Here is a 17,602-nt window from a genome sequence, read left to right on the forward strand (position 1 = left end):
GCCACGTCCACGCCACGGCCCATTTTAAATAGCGATGGCCGACGGTCGAACGCGTTCGGCCGTGTGGGTCGATGACCGCTCGGCAATCTTCATCAAACTGTCACGTAACTGTGGCAGCGCGCTTGAACAAACTTCATCAGACTCGCGCTCTACTGGAGTTCTGCGTTTCGGTGTTTTTCATGCGTGCCTTATTTTTATCGGTGGCCACCTTTCTGGCCGCTTTATTGTTCAGCCTGTCGTCCCTGGCGGCTTCGCGGTGCGATGTCAATGTTCCGACCGAGCGGGTCGATCTGGAGCAGGTGAGCCTGGCCTACCAGAGCATTGGACGTGCCTCGGATCCGGCGTTGTTGCTGGTGATGGGCCTGGGCGGGCAGTTGATTCACTGGCCGGATGAGGTGGTGGTTGCGCTGTGTCAGCAGGGTTTTCGGGTGATTCGCTATGACAATCGCGATGTGGGTCTCTCGACTTGGCGGCAGACGCCTGTCGAGGCCAACCTGACCTTCGAAGTGCTGCGCTACAAACTCGGTTTGCCGGTATCGGCGCCGTACACCCTGACCGACATGGCTGACGATGCCTTTGGACTGATGGATGCCTTGCACGTCAAACAATTCCACGTACTGGGCGCCAGCATGGGCGGGATGATCGCCCAGCATATGGCGGCCATGGCACCGCAGCGTGTCGAGAGCCTGACGCTGCTGATGACCAGCTCGGGTGCCGAAGGCTTGCCGGCGCCGAGTGCGGCGCTGGTGCAGTTACTCGCGCGACGCGGCGCGCCGAATCGCGAAGTGGCGCTGGAGCAACAAGCCGATTTGCTGGCGGCATTGGGTAGCCCGACGGTGAGCGATGACCGGCAGGCGTTGTTGCAGCAGGCGGCGCAGTCCTATGACCGGGCGTTCAACCCGGAGGGCGTGAAGCGTCAGATCATGGCCATCCTCGCCGAACGGAGCCGCGTGGCGCTGCTCAACCAATTGCGGGTGCCGACGCTGGTGGTTCACGGCACCGCCGATCCGTTGTTGCCGGTGATGCATGGCGTGCACCTGGCGGCGCATATCCGTGGCAGTCAGTTGAAGCTGATCCCGGGGTTGGCGCATCGTTTTCAAGAGGCGTTCAAGGTGCCTTTGTTGGCGGCGGTGTTGCCGTATTTGCAGGCCCATCGAGAAGACACCTCGCATTGGGCGCAGATTGATCCGGTGACCGAACGCAATCTTCTATAACACCCAAATCCAATTGTGGGAGCGGGCTTGCTCGCGAAGGCGGTGTATCAGTCAAGGCAGATGTCGACTGACACACCGCCTTCGCGAGCAAGCCCGCTCCCACATTTGATCTTCTGTGTTAGTGGAACCTCATCGGTCAGTCAGGTCGCCAATTACGTTGGAACGAAGTTATCAAGCACCCGGTTCACCGCCAGTTCACCCAACATGACGGAGTTCTGGATGCCGAGCACGGTGTTGCGCTGCGGGCCGTCCACCAGCCCCGCGAAATCACTCAACATCACGCTCGCCGCTGCCAGGGATTCGCAGGCGTTGACCAGCAGGGATTCGTTATCGGCGCCGGGGGCGACGGAGTAAAGGGTGCTGGGTTTGCGTGGGATGTCTTTGGGAATGACCGGTTTGAGGTAGTAATCGAGGGCGCGGTCGGCGGCTTCGTTGAGCTTTTTGGAGCCTGGGGTTTCGTATGGGGAAACGTCGTCGGTTTCCGGTGGGTTTGGAGTGATTTTGAACATGAACTGGAACTCCTGTTAGTAGAGCTGCAACTCATCTCGCTACTAAACGGAATGGGGAGGCAGCTGTGCGCAAGTTAGTAGACCGGCCTCCAGTCAAAACCGGCGCGCCCGAGGGCACCATGCGCACAGCCACCATCAAGTGCAGGCGAATGCCTGACTGGATGACACTTATGCGACCGGAAAGAAATGCCGGGCTACTAAACCCGATCACTGGGAATCAGTGACAGGAACCAAGTTACCGACGGGCCTCCAGGCGCACAAGCCGGCGGATTCTGACGTGGTTGTAGGCGACGGCGCAAGGCGCTGTAGCTTTCAGGAAGTAACGCTAAACAGAACTAAACACACCCTTCCAAACACCCCAAAACCTGTGGGAGCGGGCTTGATCGCGAATGCGGTGCTTCAGTCAAAGCAGATATCGACTGACACGACGCCTTCGCGAGCAAGCCCGCTCCCACAGGTGGAATAGTGGAATGGCTGCCACTTCGGACTGTCAGGTGTATCGTTCAAACTTTCCGGCGCGACCCAAGCCTGCGAGGTGTGTGATGAGTACCCCCCTGAAAATCGATTTCGTCAGCGACGTGTCCTGCCCCTGGTGCGTCGTCGGTCTGTATAGCCTGACCCGCGCCCTGGATTTGCTCGGCGACGAAGTCCAGGCCGAGATCCGTTTCCAGCCGTTCGAACTGAACCCGAAGATGGGCCCCGAAGGCCAGAACATCACCGAACACATCAGCGAAAAGTACGGCTCGACGCCTGAGCAATCGCAGAAGAACCGCGAAATGATCCGCGCGCGCGGCGCCGAGGTCGGGTTTGCCTTTCGCACGGACGGCAACAGCCGTATCTACAACACTTTCGATGCTCATCGCTTGCTGCATTGGGCGGGGCTGGAAGGGTTGCAGTTCAACCTGAAAGACGCACTGTTCAAGGCGTATTTCACCGAGGGCGGCAATCCGTCCGATCACGGGCAATTGGCGCAGCTCGCCGAAAGCGTGGGGCTGAATCGGCAGCGGGCCGAGGAGATTCTGGCGTCCGACGAATTCGCCAAAGAGGTTCGCGAGGAAGAACAGTTGTGGTTATCACGCGGCGTGAGTTCAGTGCCGACGGTAGTGTTCAACGGGCAGTACGCCGTCAGTGGCGGGCAGCCGGTGGAGACGTTTGTCGGTGCGATTCGCCAGATCATGAGTGAAGCCAAGGGCGGTACGGTCAACTGACGGCTGCGGGTCGAAAATATATCAATGTGCTACTACGGTTTTTGCCGAGGCTGCCGACATAAGCAGCATCGTTAATAATCATAGGGACTTGATCCATGAATCTTCACGTTCTACGCACTTGGGCAGTGCTGACGTTGCTCGCCTGCCTGACCCTCACTGGCTGTGCTCATGTGCAACCTCCAGTGCCGCTGGACCACCAATTCTGGGATGCCAAAGAGTCGACCATCGGCGTAGCGATCACCGTAGTGCCGGAGCCGGTGCTGGCGTTGACCGGCAATCAGGGGCTTCTGCAATTCGCTATCAACAAAGGCGTTAACAGCAAGCTCAGTAGCAACGTCGAAAAATGGCAAGTACGTGACCTCAACACCTTGCCGGATGCCATCGTCGCCAAGCTGCAGGCCAAGGGTTACAAGGCGAAGCGGATCGATGAGCCAGTCGACCTGTCGGTCTACAAGCAAACCGACTTCCGCGAAGGCTACATGACCCGGGACCTGAAGCCGGTCAAGGCGACCTACGGTGTCGATCGTCTGCTATTGGTGAATGTCTATGCCACCGGTGCCACCCGCAGCTACTACAGCGTCGTGCCGACCAGCGTGCCGATGGCGCAAGTGGGCGGACAGGGTATGGTGATCGATCTGGCGGACAACAAGCTGCTGTGGTTCAAACCCTTTGTCGTGACGCAAGCCGCTCAGGGCGAGTGGGATGAACCGACCTACACCAACCTGTCCAACGCGTTTTATCAGGCTGTGGACAATAGCCGTCAGCAAATGATTACCCCGTTCGCGCAATGAAGCGCCTGCCCATAGTGGTCGGCGCGCTGGCCCTGCTGATGCTGACGGGGTGTGCGCAAAAACCGGCCCCTGAGGTCGGTTTCAAGGACCAGAGTGCCTTGCCTTACGTCCAGGCCCACGGGCTTAAGGTCGATGTGCAGTTGCCGCAATCCTTTGTCGGTGCGAGCACAGTGATTGACTCCCAGGCGGCCTTGAAGGCTGCGTCGTCGAGTCATAACCTGGTGGCCAGTTCGGGCAACACTGCCGGGCTTGCCGGTTTGCTGATCGCCAGCCTGATCAACACCCAGATGGGCAGCGGCAGCTTGCAGCGCGATGCGGAAAAAACCGCGCTCAAGGAGGCGCGACCGATGGCTGACTTGCTTGCAGGTGTTCCGTTGCAGGAGCGTCTACAAAAGCGCTATCAACAGGCTTCGCAAGTGGCCGGGTTCAAGCAAGGAGAAGGGCAGGTCACCGCGCGTTTGGTGATTGAGCCCAAACTGATGCTTACCCCCGATCGCGGCAGTTTCGTGCTGGTCAATCAGGTGCAGGTTCAGGACATTGCCGGTTCGGCGCTGTATCGCATGCGGATCGAAGTCGTCAGCCAGCCGATTCGGCGCTGTGGCAAGCAGTGCATTGACGACGGCAGCCTCGATTTGGCGAAGGTCACGGCCGTGCTCGACGAGTGTATCGACGAGTCGATGCGCGTTTTGTCCACCGACCTGATGCAACCGGCACCGCCAGCGGCAGCCCAGGAAACCTTGCGTTATATCCTTGATGGCCAGCGAGTGGTCGAGCGTGGTTATCAACTGGCCAACAACGGTAACTATTGGCGTTATCGCAACCTCTACGGCGCGGTGAAGTCGGTGCCGGTACCGTTTGAGGATGCGTTGACACAAGCGCAGTTGCAGAAGGTTTACGGACAGTAATCCAGGGACTCGCCCCGTACCCCTGTAGGAGCTGCCACAGGCTGCGATCTTTTGATCTTGATCTTTTGCGATCTGGTTGCCGTCGAGAATCAAGATCAAAAGATCGCAGCCTGCGGCAGCTCCTACGGGTGTTTTGTCGCGTCAGCCGTGAAGGCGCATCCACACGCTGACCAACACCGTCGCCGCGATCACCCACGCCACCGCAGCCACCGCCAACGAAGCCTCCAGCCGCATCCGGTCGACCATCACATACAAGGTCGCCAGGTAGACGAAGTACGGAATGATCGACCACATGCCAAACACGATGGTGGTTTTCAGATCATCCAGCGAGCGCCCCTTGCCGACGATGTAATGAGCGATCAGCGCAAAGGTCGGAAACAGCGGCACCAAGCCTGCGATGTAATAGTTTTTGGTCTTGGCCAGCATGGCCAGAATCACCACCACCGCCGCGCCCAGGGTCGCTTTGAACATCAGGTCCATCAGTGACTCAGCCCGTATTTCTTCACTTTGTCGAACAGTGTGGTCTTGGCCATCCCCAGTTCCAGACTGGCCTGGGTCAGGTTGCCGCCGCTGCGCTGCAAGGCGTCGCTGAGCAGGTTACGTTCGAAGGCTTCCACCGCTTCGGCGAAGGCCAGGCCCTGATTACTGCCGCTGGTGCCGGATTTTTTGAAGGCCGGCAGGCCCAATGCGAAACGCTCGGCGACGTTGCGCAATTCGCGCACGTTGCCGGGCCAGTCGTGGCTCATCAGGTTCGACAGGGTCTGATTGTCCAGCTCCGGCACCGCGCGGTCGAAGCGCAGGGATGACTGCTGCAAAAAGTGTTCGAACAATTGCAGGATGTCTTCGCGGCGTTCGCGCAGCGGCGGCAGTTCCAGGGTTACCACGTTCAGGCGGTAATACAGGTCGCTGCGAAACTCGCCGGCCTTGCTCGATTGATCCAGATCGGACTTGGTCGCGGCGATCACCCGGCAATCCACCGCCACGCTCTGGTTCGAGCCCAGGCGTTCAAGGGTGCGTTCCTGCAACACCCGCAGCAGTTTGATCTGCAACGGCAGCGGCATGCTTTCTACTTCGTCGAGGAACAGCGTGCCGCCGTCGGCGTGTTCGATCTTGCCGATCCGCCGCTTGCCGGCACCGGTGAAGGCGTTGGCCTCGTGGCCGAAGATTTCGCTTTCGAACAGGTTCTCCGGCAGGCCACCGCAGTTCAGCGCGACGAACTGTTTGGTGTGCCGACGGCTGAAGTCGTGCAGGCAGCGCGCGACCAGTTCTTTACCGGTCCCGGTCTCGCCTTCGATCAGCACGTTGGCCGAGGTATCGGCGACGTTGGCGATCAGTTCCCGCAGGTTTTGCATGGCCGGCGAGCGCCCGATGATCCGGCCTTCGAGCGAATCGCGCTCGAACAGTTGTCGACGTAACGACGACACTTCCCGCGCCAGGCTGCGTTGCTCCAGCGCACGGCGGGCGACGTCCACTAAACGTTCCGGGGAGAAGGGTTTCTCCATGAAGTCATAGGCGCCTTTCTGCATCGCGCCGACGGCCATCGAGATGTCGCCGTGGCCGGTAATCAGCACCACCGGAAGGCTGCGATCGCGGGCCTTGAGCCGGGTCAGCAGCTCCAGGCCATCGATGCCCGGCAGGCGGATGTCGCTGATGACAATGCCGGCGAAGTTATCGCCGACCCGCTCCAGCGCTTCTTCGGCGCTGCCGACACCCACGCAGGGAATGTCTTCCAGGGTCAGCGCCTGTTGGCAACCGAGCAGGACATGGGGGTCGTCTTCGACGATCAGCACACTAAGGTCGTTGTTCATATTGGCTCGGCGGGAGTGGGGCTTACCAACGGTAAACTGAGGACGAAGGTGGTGCCACCGCTGGCGGGGTGTTCGACACCCAAATGCCCGCCGGTGGCGGCGGCCAGGCTGGCTGAAAGGGTCAGGCCGAGGCCCAGGCCCTGTTCGCCGGGTTTGGTGGTGAAGAACGGTTCGAACAAATGCTTGCGCGCTTCGGCATCGATGCCGTGACCGTTGTCGCGTACCCGCAGGCGATACTTGCCGTCGAATTCCTCGGCTTCGAGCCACAACTCTGGCTGAGGCTGCGACTGCATGGCGTCGAGCGCATTGCCGATCAGGTTGACCAGGATTTGCTCCAGACGGGTCTGGTCGATCTGCACCTGCACATCTTCGAGGTCGCGATGCAATTGCAGATGAGCGCTTTCCATCCGGCCGCCCAGCAATTGCAGCGCGGCGTCTACGGCTTTGCCAAAGCTGGCCTGGCCCTTGTCATCACCGCGCCGGGCGAAGGAGCGCAGGCTGGCGGTGATCCGGCCCATGCGGTCGATCAGTTCATTGATGGTCTTGAGGTTGGTGCTGGCCACATCCAGCTGACCGCGTTCCAGAAAGCGCACGGTATTGCCGGACAAGGTCCGCAAGGCGGCCAGCGGCTGGTTCAATTCGTGGGCGATGCTGGTGGACATCTGGCCGATGGCGGCCAGTTTGCCGGCCTGGACCAGTTCGTCCTGGGCGCGGCGCAAGGTCTCTTCCGCCTGCCGACGTTCGCGGATCTGACCCTTGAGCCGTTCGTTGCTGGCGCGCAGGTCGGTGGTGCGTTCGGTAATCCGACGCTCCAGTTGATTGTTGGCTTCCTGCAAGGCTTCCCGCGCCGCGAGGCGGGTGGCGATCACCTTGCGCCGCTCGTTCCAGGCGATCAGCAGAAACGCCACCAGGGCAAACGCCACCGCCACCAGAATCCCCTGATTGATCGCTTCACGCCGCAGGTCTTGCAGGGGCGTGAGCAGGGTGAAGTTCCACGGGGTATCGCTCAGCGGCCGGGTTTGCGAGAGGTAGCTGATGTTCTCTTCATCGGACACCAATTCGCTGTTGGCGGGGAAGGTCAGTTTTTCCTCGCCTTCGGCCAGTTTCTCCCGCGCCAGCGGTTGCAGTTCGTTCAGTGGAAACCAGTAATACTGCAGGCTGCGGGCCAGTTTTTCCTTGGTTTCCTCGCTCAATGGCACAACCGATTTAAGCCGTCGCGCCGGATCGCTGGAGAGAATGATGATGCCGTTCTCGTCGCTGACGAAGGCTTCCAGGCGCGCACGCTGCCAGCGTTCTTCCATGGCTTCGAGGCGGACCTTGACCACGGCGACGCCGATGATCTTGCCGTGCTCTTCCAGCCCGTGCGCCAGGTAATAGCCAGGTTCGCCGCTGGTGCTGCCGATGCCGTAGAAACGCCCAGGCTGACCGCGCACGGCGTTCTGGAAATAGGCGCGGAAGGACAGGTCCTCACCTAGATAACTGTCGACATCGCGCCAGTTGCTGGTGGCCAGTACGCGACCGGTGGTGTCCATCACATAAATGGCCCGACTGCGGCTACGCCGGTTCAGGCCTTCAAGGTATTCGTTGACCGTCTGCCGGTGTTCCGGCGACGTGTCGGCCAGCAGCTTGGAAACACTGGATTCGAGTTCCAGCAGGCTGGGCAGGTAGGTGTACTTGCTGATCTCGCTCTCGACGGCGCGGGCGTGCAGTTCCAACTGACGCTGGCCATTCTCGCTGAGGCCGCGAATTCCGTAGTGTTCACTGACCCAGAAGCCGATGTAACCCAATCCGATCATCAGGGCGATGACCAGCGGCGGCAGGAACAGATGGCGAATCAAACGGGGTTTCACGGCGAGTGATGGCGGCGCGGCGCGATAGAGAGTGGAGTCGCATTTCATCACAGATGCCTTGGGTCAACCACAACACAAATATCCATATACCCACGAGCCCCCTGTGGGAGCGGGGTGTGGTGAGGGGGCAAACCCAATGGGACCGTAGGAGCCAGGCTTGCCGGCGAAGGCGTCCTTAAGTGCGCTTTCGCCGGCAAGCCTGGCTCCTACGAAAAGCGGTTCACTCCCACACAAGTCCGCTCCCACATTAGTTGGGGAGCGGTGCCGTTCTTAGTGCTGCAAAATTTTCGCAAGGAAGTGCTGTGTACGCTCGGCACGGGCATTGATGTCGCCGAAGAACTCTTCTTTCTTGCAGTCTTCGATGATCTTGCCCTGGTCCATGAAGATCACCCGGTCCGCCACTTTACGGGCGAAGCCCATTTCGTGGGTCACGCACATCATGGTCATGCCTTCGTGGGCCAGTTGCACCATCACGTCGAGTACTTCGTTGACCATTTCCGGGTCCAGCGCCGAGGTCGGTTCGTCGAACAGCATGACGATCGGATCCATCGCCAGCGCACGGGCAATCGCCACACGCTGTTGCTGACCACCGGAGAGTTGGCCCGGGTGCTTTTTGGCATGGGCGGAGAGGCCTACACGCTCAAGCAGTTGCAGGGCTTTTTTGCTGGCTTCTTCCTTGCTGCGGCCCAGCACCTTGATTTGCGCGATGGTCAGGTTATCCATGATGCTCAGGTGCGGGAACAGTTCGAAATGCTGGAACACCATGCCGACGCGCGAACGCAGTTTTGGCAGATTGGTCTTCGGGTCGGCGATGGACGTGCCATCGACGATCACGTCGCCTTTCTGGAACGGTTCCAGCGCGTTGACGCATTTGATCAGGGTGGACTTGCCGGAACCGGATGGCCCGCACACCACGATCACTTCGCCTTTTTTGACCTCGGTGCTGCAGTCAGTCAGTACCTGGAAGTCGCCATACCACTTGTTGACATTCTTGATAGAGATCATACGGCAAACCTTTTTTGCAGACGCTTGACCAGCTGCGAGGCGGCAAAGCTGATGATGAAGTATGTGAAACCGGCGAAGATCAGGAACTCATTGGAGCGGCCGATGATGTCGCCACTGGCGCGCGAGGCATTGAGGAAGTCCACCAGGCCCACCGCGTAAACCAGCGAGGTGTCTTGAAACAGGATGATGCTCTGTTGCAGCAACAGCGGGGTCATCTTGCGGAACGCTTGCGGCAGGATGATCAACCGCATCATCTGGCCGTAAGTCATGCCCATGGCCTGGGCAGCCGCCATCTGGCCTTTGGGAATCGACTGCACGCCGGCCCGGACGATTTCGCAGAAGTACGCCGCTTCGAACATCATGAACGCCACGATGCAGGAGGCGAACGCGCCGATCGGAGTGTCTTCGCCGGTGATCCAGCGTAGTACGAACGGCACCGCCAGGTAGAACCAGGTGATGACCAGCAGCAATGGAATCGAGCGGAAGTAGTTAACGTAGGCGCCGGCGATGTTCGACAGCAGTTTGCTGTGGGACAGGCGCATCAGTGCCAGGATCGTGCCGAGGATGATCCCGCCGACGACGCCCAGCGCCATCAGTTGCAGGGTCATGACCATGCCGTTCCACAAACCCGGCAAGGACGGGATGATGCCCGAGAAGTCGAATTCCATCATTTACCCCCTACGGAGATCAGGCCCGGTACGGCGACTTTCTTCTCGACCCCACGCATCACCAGCATCAGGCCCATGTTCAGGGTGAAGTAGATCAGCGTTGCCAGGGTGAAGGCTTCGAACAGGTTGGCGGAGAACTCGGCGGTCTGTTTGGTCTGCGCGAGCAGCTCCATCAGGCCGATCAGCGAGGCCACGGACGAGTTCTTGAATACGTTCAGGAATTCCGAGGTAAGCGGCGGAATAATGATGCGGTAAGCCTGGGGCAGCAGCACGTTCCAGTAGATCTGCGGCAGCTTGAAACCCATGGCACGGGCAGCGGATTCCTGGCCGCGAGGCAGCGCCTGGATACCGGTGCGCACTTGTTCGCAAACCCGAGCGGTGGTGAACAGACCCAGGCACACGACGACACTGAGGAAGGCCGAGGTGGTCGGGTTGAGATCCTGTTTGTACCACTCCTGGATGTCCGCAGGCAGCAGGTCGGGCACCAGGAAGTACCAGATGAACAGTTGAACCAGCAGTGGCACGTTACGGAAGAGTTCGACGTAGCAGGTCGCGATACCCGATACGATGCGATTCGGTACCGTGCGCATGACACCCAGAATCGAGCCCAGCAGCAGCGCGATGATCCAGGCTGCGATGGCGATGGCGATGGTCCAGCCCAAACCGGAGAGGTACCAGTCGAAATAAATCTCGCTGCCCACGCCGGTGGACTTGAAGAACACGCCCCAGTCCCAGTTGTAATTCATTAGGGTCTCCCCTCGGATTCGTTCGATTTACAAATGCCCGCCTGGGGAAGCTCCGTTCCCGCCCGACCTTGAAGATCAGGCACACACGAGCGGCTCGACAGCCACCGGTTCGAGTGTTTTCCAGAAATGCCAGCAGGGAATGACAACCCCCTGAAAGGGCAGAGGCCCTCTCAAGGGATAAGGTTAGTCAGAAATCAGGATTTCTTTTCGTCAGCCGCTTTGTCGGTTGGATTGGCGATCAGGCCCTTGAGCTCTTCGCTCATCGGGAACATCAGGTTCAGGCCTTTTGGCGGGATTGGCTGCATGAACCATTTTTCGTAGATCTTGTTGATCTCGCCGGACTTGTAGGTCGCGATGATGGCGTCGTCGACAGCTTTCTTGAACGGTGCGTCGCCCTTGCGAACCATGCAGCCGTAAATCTCATTGGACTGCGCAGTCCCGGTCACGGCCCAGTCAGTCGGCTTCTTGGCCTTGGCCATTTCACCGGCCAGCAAGGCGTCGTCCATCATGAAAGCCACGGCACGGCCGGTTTCCAGCATCTGGAAGGACTCGCCATGGTCTTTGGCGGAGATCACGTTCATGCCCATCTGCTTGTCGGCGTTCATCGACTTGAGGATGCGCTCGGACGTGGTGCCCGCGGTGGTCACGACGTTCTTGCCTTTGAGGTCGGCAAAGTCTTTGTACGGGGAATCTTTCTTGGACAGCAGCTTGGTGCCGATTTCGAAGATGCCGACGGAGAAGTCAACTTGCTGCTGACGTTCGACGTTGTTGGTGGTGGAGCCGCACTCGACGTCCACGGTGCCGTTCTGCACCAGCGGGATACGGGTTTGCGAGGTCACCAGGTTGTATTTGACCTGGAGGTTGGGCATGTCCAGGTCTTTCTTGATGGCTTCGACGATTTTCAGTTGGATATCGTGGGAGTAGCCAACCGGTTTGCCGGAAGCGTCCGCGATGTAGGAAAACGGAATGGAAGCGTCACGATGCCCGAGGGTGATGGTGCCGGACTCTTTGATCTTCTTCAGTGTGCCGGTGAGTTCGGCGGCGAAAACTGGAGTGCTAATCAGAGCGGCAGCAATGGCTGCGCCCAGGATATGGGGAACGATGCGCATCAAATTTTCCTCGACATTGTTTTTATATGGAGCCAGTTCATCGGCCTATTGGTGCTTCGAATGCCTGACGGCTCCTGAAGTGTTGGCACAACAGGCATTCGTTCAAGAGTGTAGAGCATGACTCGTGCCAGGCCAGGCGATATAGATCAACTTATTGATTTATAAGGGTATTAAATATTTGTGGCGTGTTTTTTCATGATCAGTAATCCGGTTAACCGAATCGACCGACAAGTCGCGTTCGGAAAACCGAATACAATCTTGGATTTTACTCAAACCCTGTGGGAGCGGGCTTGCTCGCGAAAGCGTTCTATCAGCCGACGGAGATGTTGAATGTTAGTCAGTCTTCGCGAGCAAGCCCGCTCCCACAGTTGATCAATGGTGTTCTCTAGAATGCAAAAAGCCCCTGAACCTTTCGATTCAGGGGCTTGGGTTCAACCGGATTCCCGATCAGGCCGCTTCGATCTTGCTGCGGTTCTGTTCGACCTTGTTCAGGTAATCCTTGAGCTTTTGCTGTTCCGCCGGGGTGGTGAACAGCCCGAGCTTGCTGCGGCGCCACAGAATGTCGTGGGCGGTGGTCGCCCACTCTTCGCTGCACAGGTAATCGACTTCGCGGGTGTAGAGACCGCCGCCGATGTGTTCGCCCAGATCACTGAGGCCTTCCACTCCTTCGAGCATGCGCCAGGTGCGGCTGCCGTAAGTAGTGGCCCAGCGTCGGGCGATTTCGGTGGGCACCCAGTCGAACTTGTCGCGGATCCGCGACCTCAAGGCCTGTGGAGTGGTCATGTCTTCACCGCCAGGCAGGGTGGCGCTGGCGGTCCAGCTTGGCTTGATGTGCGTGAAGTACGGAGCCAGTTGCGCCAGCGCCGACTCGGCCAATTTGCGGTAAGTCGTCAGTTTGCCGCCGAACACTGACAACAACGGCGCTTCTTCGCCACTGCCCGACAACGCCAATGTGTAATCGCGGGTGACGGCTGACGGGTTGTCGGATTCGTCGTTGCACAGCGGACGCACGCCGGAATAGCTGTGCAGGATGTCGTCGCGGCTGAGTTGCTTTTTGAAGTGAGCGTTGACCACTTTGAGCAGGTAATCGGTTTCGCTTTCAGTGATTGCAACGGCAGCCGGGTCGCCGGTGTACTCGCGGTCGGTGGTGCCGATCAGGGTGAAGTGGTTCAGGTAAGGAATGGTGAACACGATGCGCTGATCTTCGTTTTGCAGAATATGCGCGTGTTCGCCTTCATATAGTTTCGGCACGATCAGGTGGCTGCCCTGGATCAGACGGATGCCATAGGGCGATTCCATCTTCAGGTCGTCACGGATGAACTTGGCGACCCACGGGCCGGCTGCATTCACCAGCGCTTTGGCGCGGATCGAAAACAGGCTGCCATCGGCGCGTTCCAGATTCAGGTGCCACAGGCCCTTGGTGCGACGGGCACTGACGCAACGGGTTTGGGTATGGACGTGAGCGCCTTTCTCGCGGGCGGCCATGGCGTTCAGTACAACCAGGCGTGCGTCATCGACCCAGCAATCGGAGTATTCGAAGCCTTTGGTGATTTCGCTTTTCAGTGGGCTGTCCGGGCCGAACTTGAGGCTTTTCGAGCCTTCGAGTTTTTCCCGTTTGCCGAGGTGATCATAAAGGAACAGGCCGGCACGGATCATCCAGGCCGGACGCAGGTGCGGGCGGTGCGGCAGCACGAAACGCATCTGTTTGACGATGTGCGGCGCCTTGGTCAGCAGCACTTCACGCTCGGCGAGGGCTTCGCGTACCAGGCGAAATTCGTAATGTTCGAGGTAGCGCAGGCCGCCATGGATCAGCTTGCTGCTGGCGGACGAAGTGTGGCTGGCCAGGTCATCCTTTTCGCAAAGGAATACCGAAAGACCGCGACCGGCGGCATCCGCTGCGATCCCCACGCCATTGATCCCACCACCGATGACGGCGATATCGTAAACCTCGGCGAGAGGGGGCGTAGGCAAGGTAGAAGTGGGCATCGGCTGGCCTCGGGTTTTTTGAAATTATATATTTGAATTCGAACATTAATGTTCATTTGCGAAAATATTAGCCCATAAAGACGCCCACAGCCAGTCAACTTCGATTGAAAATACTGATCGAAGGGCGGTTAAAGGAAAATTTACGAACATTCGCGCACAGATCGTTCCCACGCTCTGCGTGGGAATGCATCAATAGACGCTCTGCGTCAGCGTTTGAGGCGGGACGCGGAGCGTCCCAGGCGGCATTCCCACGCAGAGCGTGGGAACGAGAGAGTCGCGAGGGGGTTAAACCACTTCCAACCGAATCTTGTGCTGGCTCAACAACTGCGCCAGGGCCGGCGAAGGCTGCTGGTCGGTGACCAGGCAATCGATCAGGCTGATCGGGCCCAGGCGAATCATGGCATTGCGCCCGAATTTGCTGGAGTCAGCCGCCAGAATCACCTGTCGGGCATTCGCGATAATCGCCTGGGACACCCGTACTTCCTGATAATCGAAGTCCAGCAAACTGCCGTCTTCATCAATACCGCTGATGCCGACCAGCGCGAAGTCGACCTTGAACTGGTTGATGAAGTCGACGCTGGCCTGACCGACCACGCCACCGTCACGCCGCACGTTGCCACCGGTCAGCAGTACGTCGAAATCGTCCTTGGCGCTGAGCATCGAGGCGACGTGCAGGTTGTTGGTGATGATCTTCAGGTGGTTGTGGTTGAGCAGCGCCCGGGCGATGGATTCGGTGGTGGTACCGATATTGATGAACAACGAGGCGTGATCGGGAATCTGAGCGGCAATGGCTTCGCCGATACGCTGCTTTTCATCGCGCATCTGATCGGCGCGCATGGCGTAGGCGGTGTTTTCGACGCTGGAATCATAGGCTGCGCCGCCGTGGTAGCGACGCAGCAGATTGACTTCCGCCAGTTGATTGATATCGCGGCGGATGGTTTGCGGTGTAACGACGAACAGCTGAGCCATTTCCTCGATACTGACATAGCCGCGTTCGCGGACCAGTTCGAGGATTTGCTGCTGACGGGGAGGCAGATTCATGGGGCTTCCTTTGGGCTGCCGTGCAAAATTTGCCCATGATGCCGCAGGAATCTGCTCCCTACCAGTTAGAACCCCATCCTTGGCTTATTCAGCGCCTTCGTGCGGTTCCCAATCACGGGTGCGGCTGACGGCTTTTTTCCAGCCGGCGTAGAGTTTTTCCTTCGCGGTTTCGTCCAGCGTCGGTTCGAACTCGCGCTCGATCACTGCCTTGCCGCGCAACTCGTCCAGGCTGCCCCAGAAGCCGCAAGCCAAGCCAGCCAGATAAGCCGCGCCCAACGCTGTGGTTTCGCGCATTTGCGGACGCTCGACCTGAGTGCCGAGGATGTCGGCCTGGAACTGCATCAGGAAGTTGTTCGCAACTGCGCCGCCGTCCACGCGCAGGGACTTGAGGCGTTCGCCGGAATCCTGCTGCATGGCGTCCAGAACGTCGCGGGTCTGGTAGGCAATCGACTCCAGCGCGGCGCGAATGATGTGATCCACGCGTACGCCGCGAGTCAGGCCGAACAGCGCGCCACGGGCATACGGGTCCCAGTACGGAGCGCCCAGACCGGTGAAGGCCGGCACCAGGTACACACCGTTACTGTCCTTGACCTTGTTGGCGAAGTATTCGGTGTCGTGGGCGTCGTTGATGATTTTCAACTCGTCACGCAGCCACTGCACGGTGGAGCCACCGTTGAATACCGCGCCTTCCAGGGCGTAGGCCACTTCGCCACGCGGGCCGCAAGCAATGGTGGTGAGCATGCCGTGTTTGGATTTCACCGCTTTGTCGCCGGTGTTCATCAGCAGGAAGCAACCGGTGCCGTAGGTGTTTTTCGCCTGGCCTGGCTCGACGCACATTTGACCGAAAAGGGCCGCCTGCTGGTCGCCGGCGATCCCGCCAATGGCGATGCCACTTTTGGTGTGGCCGTAGATTTCGGATGAGGACTTAACTTCCGGCAGCATCTCGCGCGGGATGTCGAGGACTTCCAGCATCTTCGCGTCCCACTCCAGCGTGTGGATGTTGAAGAGCATGGTGCGCGAGGCGTTGGTGTAGTCGGTGACGTGCACCTTGCCACCGGTAAATTTCCAGATCAGCCAGCTGTCGATGGTGCCGAACAGCAGTTCACCCTTGCGCGCACGCTCACGGCTGCCTTCGACGTTGTCGAGGATCCACTTGAGCTTGGTGCCGGAGAAGTACGGGTCGGTAACCAGGCCGGTGGTGTCGCTGATGTATTGCTCGTGACCATCGCGCTTGAGCTGCTGGCAGATTTCGGTGCTGCGGCGGCACTGCCAGACGATCGCGTTGTAGATCGGGCGGCCGGTGGTCTTGTCCCAGACCACGGTGGTTTCGCGCTGGTTGGTGATGCCGATGGCCGCGACCTGGTCGTGATGCAGGCCGGCTTGCGCCAGGGCCTCGACCATCACGGCGCTTTGGGTGGCGAAGATTTCCATCGGGTCATGCTCGACCCAACCGGCTTGCGGGTAATGCTGTGCGAATTCGCGCTGGGCGGTGCAGACCACGTTCGCGTCACGGTCGAAAATGATCGCGCGGGAGCTGGTCGTACCCTGATCGAGGGCAATGATGTAGTTCTTATTCTGAATGTCGGTCATGTCGATTGCCTTGGACGAAAATTAGGAAGTGAGGTCAGGCGCGGGACCACATGGGCAGGATCGCGCGCCAACGGTTTCAAGACGTTCTTGGTTTGCCGTCAATGGCCGGTGCTGCATCCTTTGTAGCAGGTATGGCGCTGGGCAGATGACGGGCAATCAGCCCGCGATAAGCTGCAGCACCGAGGCAGGCACCGACAATCGGTGCAAAAATCGGGATCAGGAAGTACGGGATATCGCGCCCGCCAGTGAAGGAAATTTCACCCCAGCCGGCGAAAAAAGTCATTAGTTTAGGGCCGAAGTCACGGGCCGGGTTCATCGCGAAACCGGTCAGCGGGCCCATCGAGCTGCCAATCACGGCAATCAGCAGGCCGATCAGCAGCGGCGCCAGCGGCCCTTTGGGCAGGCCATTGTTGTCGTCGGTCAACGACATGATCACGCCCATCAGGATGGCGGTGATGATCACTTCAACCAAAAAGGCCTGGGCTGTGGTCAGGGCAGGGTTTGGGAAAGTGGAGAACACCGAAGCCAATTCAAGACTGGTCTGGGTGCCACGAACCATTTGGTGAGTTTGTTCGAAATCGAAGAAAAGATTGCTGTACAGCGTGTAAACCAACAAGGCCCCGCAGAAGGCGCCGGCCACCTGGGAGAAGATATAGAAAGGCAGTTTGCGCTTTTCGAAGTCAGCGAAAATGCTTAGCGCGATACTCACGGCAGGATTGAGATGTGCGCCGGAAACGCCAGCGGTGAGGTAGATCGCCATGCTGACGCCAACCCCCCAGATGATGCTGATTTCCCACAACCCGAAGCTGGCACCCGCAACCTTGAGCGCGGCAACGCAACCGGTACCGAAAAAGATTAGCAGTGCAGTACCCAGAAACTCGGCCATGCATTGGCTCGAGAGCGACGGTTGTTGTAAAGCAGTTGTCATTGAAAACCTCGTTTTTGTTGTTGTCTGGCGCTTTTTCATCAAGGTCAAAGCGCGATTTTCACCGAGGCAGGATCCCCATCCTGTGCTCGGCTTACTGCTGGGTGCTGCGGTGAGACATTCGTACAGTATTCAGATTCGAAAAAATATAGACAAGAAACGCTGCTGTCAAAGGTCGAAAGTGAACTGTCGGTCACATTTCAACTATTAGTCACGTGAATGACCGCATCGTTCATCGGGCAGGCCA

At 58.9% G+C, this 17,602-nt stretch carries 16 protein-coding genes; 4 read left to right on the forward strand and 12 right to left on the reverse strand.

Annotated elements, in window-relative coordinates; translation table 11 throughout:
• Positions 1–179 precede the first annotated feature (179 nt).
• Complete coding sequence (locus F6R97_RS20710; RefSeq protein WP_050682195.1) at positions 180–1,214, forward strand: alpha/beta fold hydrolase; 1,035 nt, start codon at positions 180–182, stop codon at positions 1,212–1,214.
• Positions 1,215–1,366: 152 nt separating this feature from the next.
• Here F6R97_RS20710 and F6R97_RS20715 read toward each other — a convergent pair whose 3' ends face one another.
• Positions 1,367–1,723: a DUF6124 family protein gene (locus F6R97_RS20715; protein WP_038981845.1), complete on the reverse strand. Its 357-nt coding sequence runs from the start codon at positions 1,721–1,723 to the stop codon at positions 1,367–1,369.
• A 542-nt stretch (positions 1,724–2,265) separates the two neighbouring features.
• On the opposite strand from F6R97_RS20715, the gene F6R97_RS20725 reads away from it, so the two are divergent.
• The 3 genes from F6R97_RS20725 to F6R97_RS20735 all read left to right on the forward strand — a co-directional run bounded on the left by F6R97_RS20725 (position 2,266) and on the right by F6R97_RS20735 (position 4,627).
• On the forward strand, positions 2,266–2,931 hold the full coding sequence (locus tag F6R97_RS20725) for a DsbA family oxidoreductase (RefSeq protein WP_315867011.1): 666 nt from the start codon (positions 2,266–2,268) through the stop codon (positions 2,929–2,931).
• A 95-nt stretch (positions 2,932–3,026) separates the two neighbouring features.
• Positions 3,027–3,722, forward strand: coding sequence for a hypothetical protein (locus tag F6R97_RS20730; protein WP_038981848.1), 696 nt, complete (start codon positions 3,027–3,029; stop codon positions 3,720–3,722).
• Positions 3,719–4,627 carry a hypothetical protein gene (locus F6R97_RS20735; protein WP_315867012.1) on the forward strand — a complete coding sequence of 303 codons (909 nt, stop codon included), beginning with the start codon at positions 3,719–3,721 and terminating at the stop codon, positions 4,625–4,627. The genes F6R97_RS20730 and F6R97_RS20735 overlap by 4 nt, the downstream gene beginning before the upstream one ends.
• Positions 4,628–4,768: 141 nt before the next feature.
• Here the strand turns inward: F6R97_RS20735 and F6R97_RS20740 are convergent, their stop codons facing one another.
• The 11 genes from F6R97_RS20740 to F6R97_RS20790 all read right to left on the reverse strand — a co-directional run bounded on the left by F6R97_RS20740 (position 4,769) and on the right by F6R97_RS20790 (position 17,358).
• Positions 4,769–5,098: a GlpM family protein gene (locus F6R97_RS20740; RefSeq protein WP_315867088.1), complete on the reverse strand. Its 330-nt coding sequence runs from the start codon at positions 5,096–5,098 to the stop codon at positions 4,769–4,771.
• 8 nt (positions 5,099–5,106) lie between these two features.
• Entirely contained in the window at positions 5,107–6,435 is a 1,329-nt protein-coding gene (locus tag F6R97_RS20745) for a sigma-54-dependent transcriptional regulator (RefSeq protein WP_048395545.1), read from the reverse strand.
• A complete protein-coding gene (locus F6R97_RS20750) occupies positions 6,432–8,333 on the reverse strand; it encodes a sensor histidine kinase (protein ID WP_050682196.1) in 1,902 nt (633 codons plus the stop codon). The genes F6R97_RS20745 and F6R97_RS20750 overlap by 4 nt, the downstream gene beginning before the upstream one ends.
• A 222-nt stretch (positions 8,334–8,555) precedes the next feature.
• Positions 8,556–9,290, reverse strand: a complete 735-nt coding sequence (locus F6R97_RS20755) for an amino acid ABC transporter ATP-binding protein (RefSeq protein WP_038981857.1) — start codon at positions 9,288–9,290, stop codon at positions 8,556–8,558.
• On the reverse strand, positions 9,287–9,958 hold the full coding sequence (locus F6R97_RS20760; RefSeq protein WP_048395547.1) for an amino acid ABC transporter permease: 672 nt from the start codon (positions 9,956–9,958) through the stop codon (positions 9,287–9,289). The genes F6R97_RS20755 and F6R97_RS20760 overlap by 4 nt, the downstream gene beginning before the upstream one ends.
• Positions 9,958–10,704: an amino acid ABC transporter permease gene (locus tag F6R97_RS20765; RefSeq protein WP_048395548.1), complete on the reverse strand. Its 747-nt coding sequence runs from the start codon at positions 10,702–10,704 to the stop codon at positions 9,958–9,960. The genes F6R97_RS20760 and F6R97_RS20765 overlap by 1 nt, the downstream gene beginning before the upstream one ends.
• Before the next feature lie 194 nt (positions 10,705–10,898).
• On the reverse strand, positions 10,899–11,813 hold the full coding sequence (locus F6R97_RS20770) for a glutamate/aspartate ABC transporter substrate-binding protein (RefSeq protein WP_048395549.1): 915 nt from the start codon (positions 11,811–11,813) through the stop codon (positions 10,899–10,901).
• A 447-nt stretch (positions 11,814–12,260) separates the two neighbouring features.
• On the reverse strand, positions 12,261–13,799 hold the full coding sequence (gene glpD, locus F6R97_RS20775; protein ID WP_048395550.1) for a glycerol-3-phosphate dehydrogenase: 1,539 nt from the start codon (positions 13,797–13,799) through the stop codon (positions 12,261–12,263).
• Positions 13,800–14,084: 285 nt separating this feature from the next.
• Complete coding sequence (locus F6R97_RS20780; protein WP_007898523.1) at positions 14,085–14,840, reverse strand: DeoR/GlpR family transcriptional regulator; 756 nt, start codon at positions 14,838–14,840, stop codon at positions 14,085–14,087.
• Between the two features lie 84 nt (positions 14,841–14,924).
• Positions 14,925–16,430 (reverse strand): glycerol kinase GlpK, encoded by a 1,506-nt coding sequence (glpK, locus tag F6R97_RS20785; RefSeq protein WP_007898522.1) that lies wholly within the window; start codon positions 16,428–16,430, stop codon positions 14,925–14,927.
• A gap of 76 nt (positions 16,431–16,506) precedes the next feature.
• Positions 16,507–17,358, reverse strand: coding sequence for an MIP/aquaporin family protein (locus tag F6R97_RS20790; protein ID WP_315867089.1), 852 nt, complete (start codon positions 17,356–17,358; stop codon positions 16,507–16,509).
• Between the last annotated feature and the right edge of the window lie 244 nt (positions 17,359–17,602).

It is taken from the genome of Pseudomonas sp. JV414 (assembly GCF_032424305.1).
Taxonomy (GTDB): Bacteria; Pseudomonadota; Gammaproteobacteria; order Pseudomonadales; family Pseudomonadaceae; genus Aquipseudomonas; species Aquipseudomonas lini.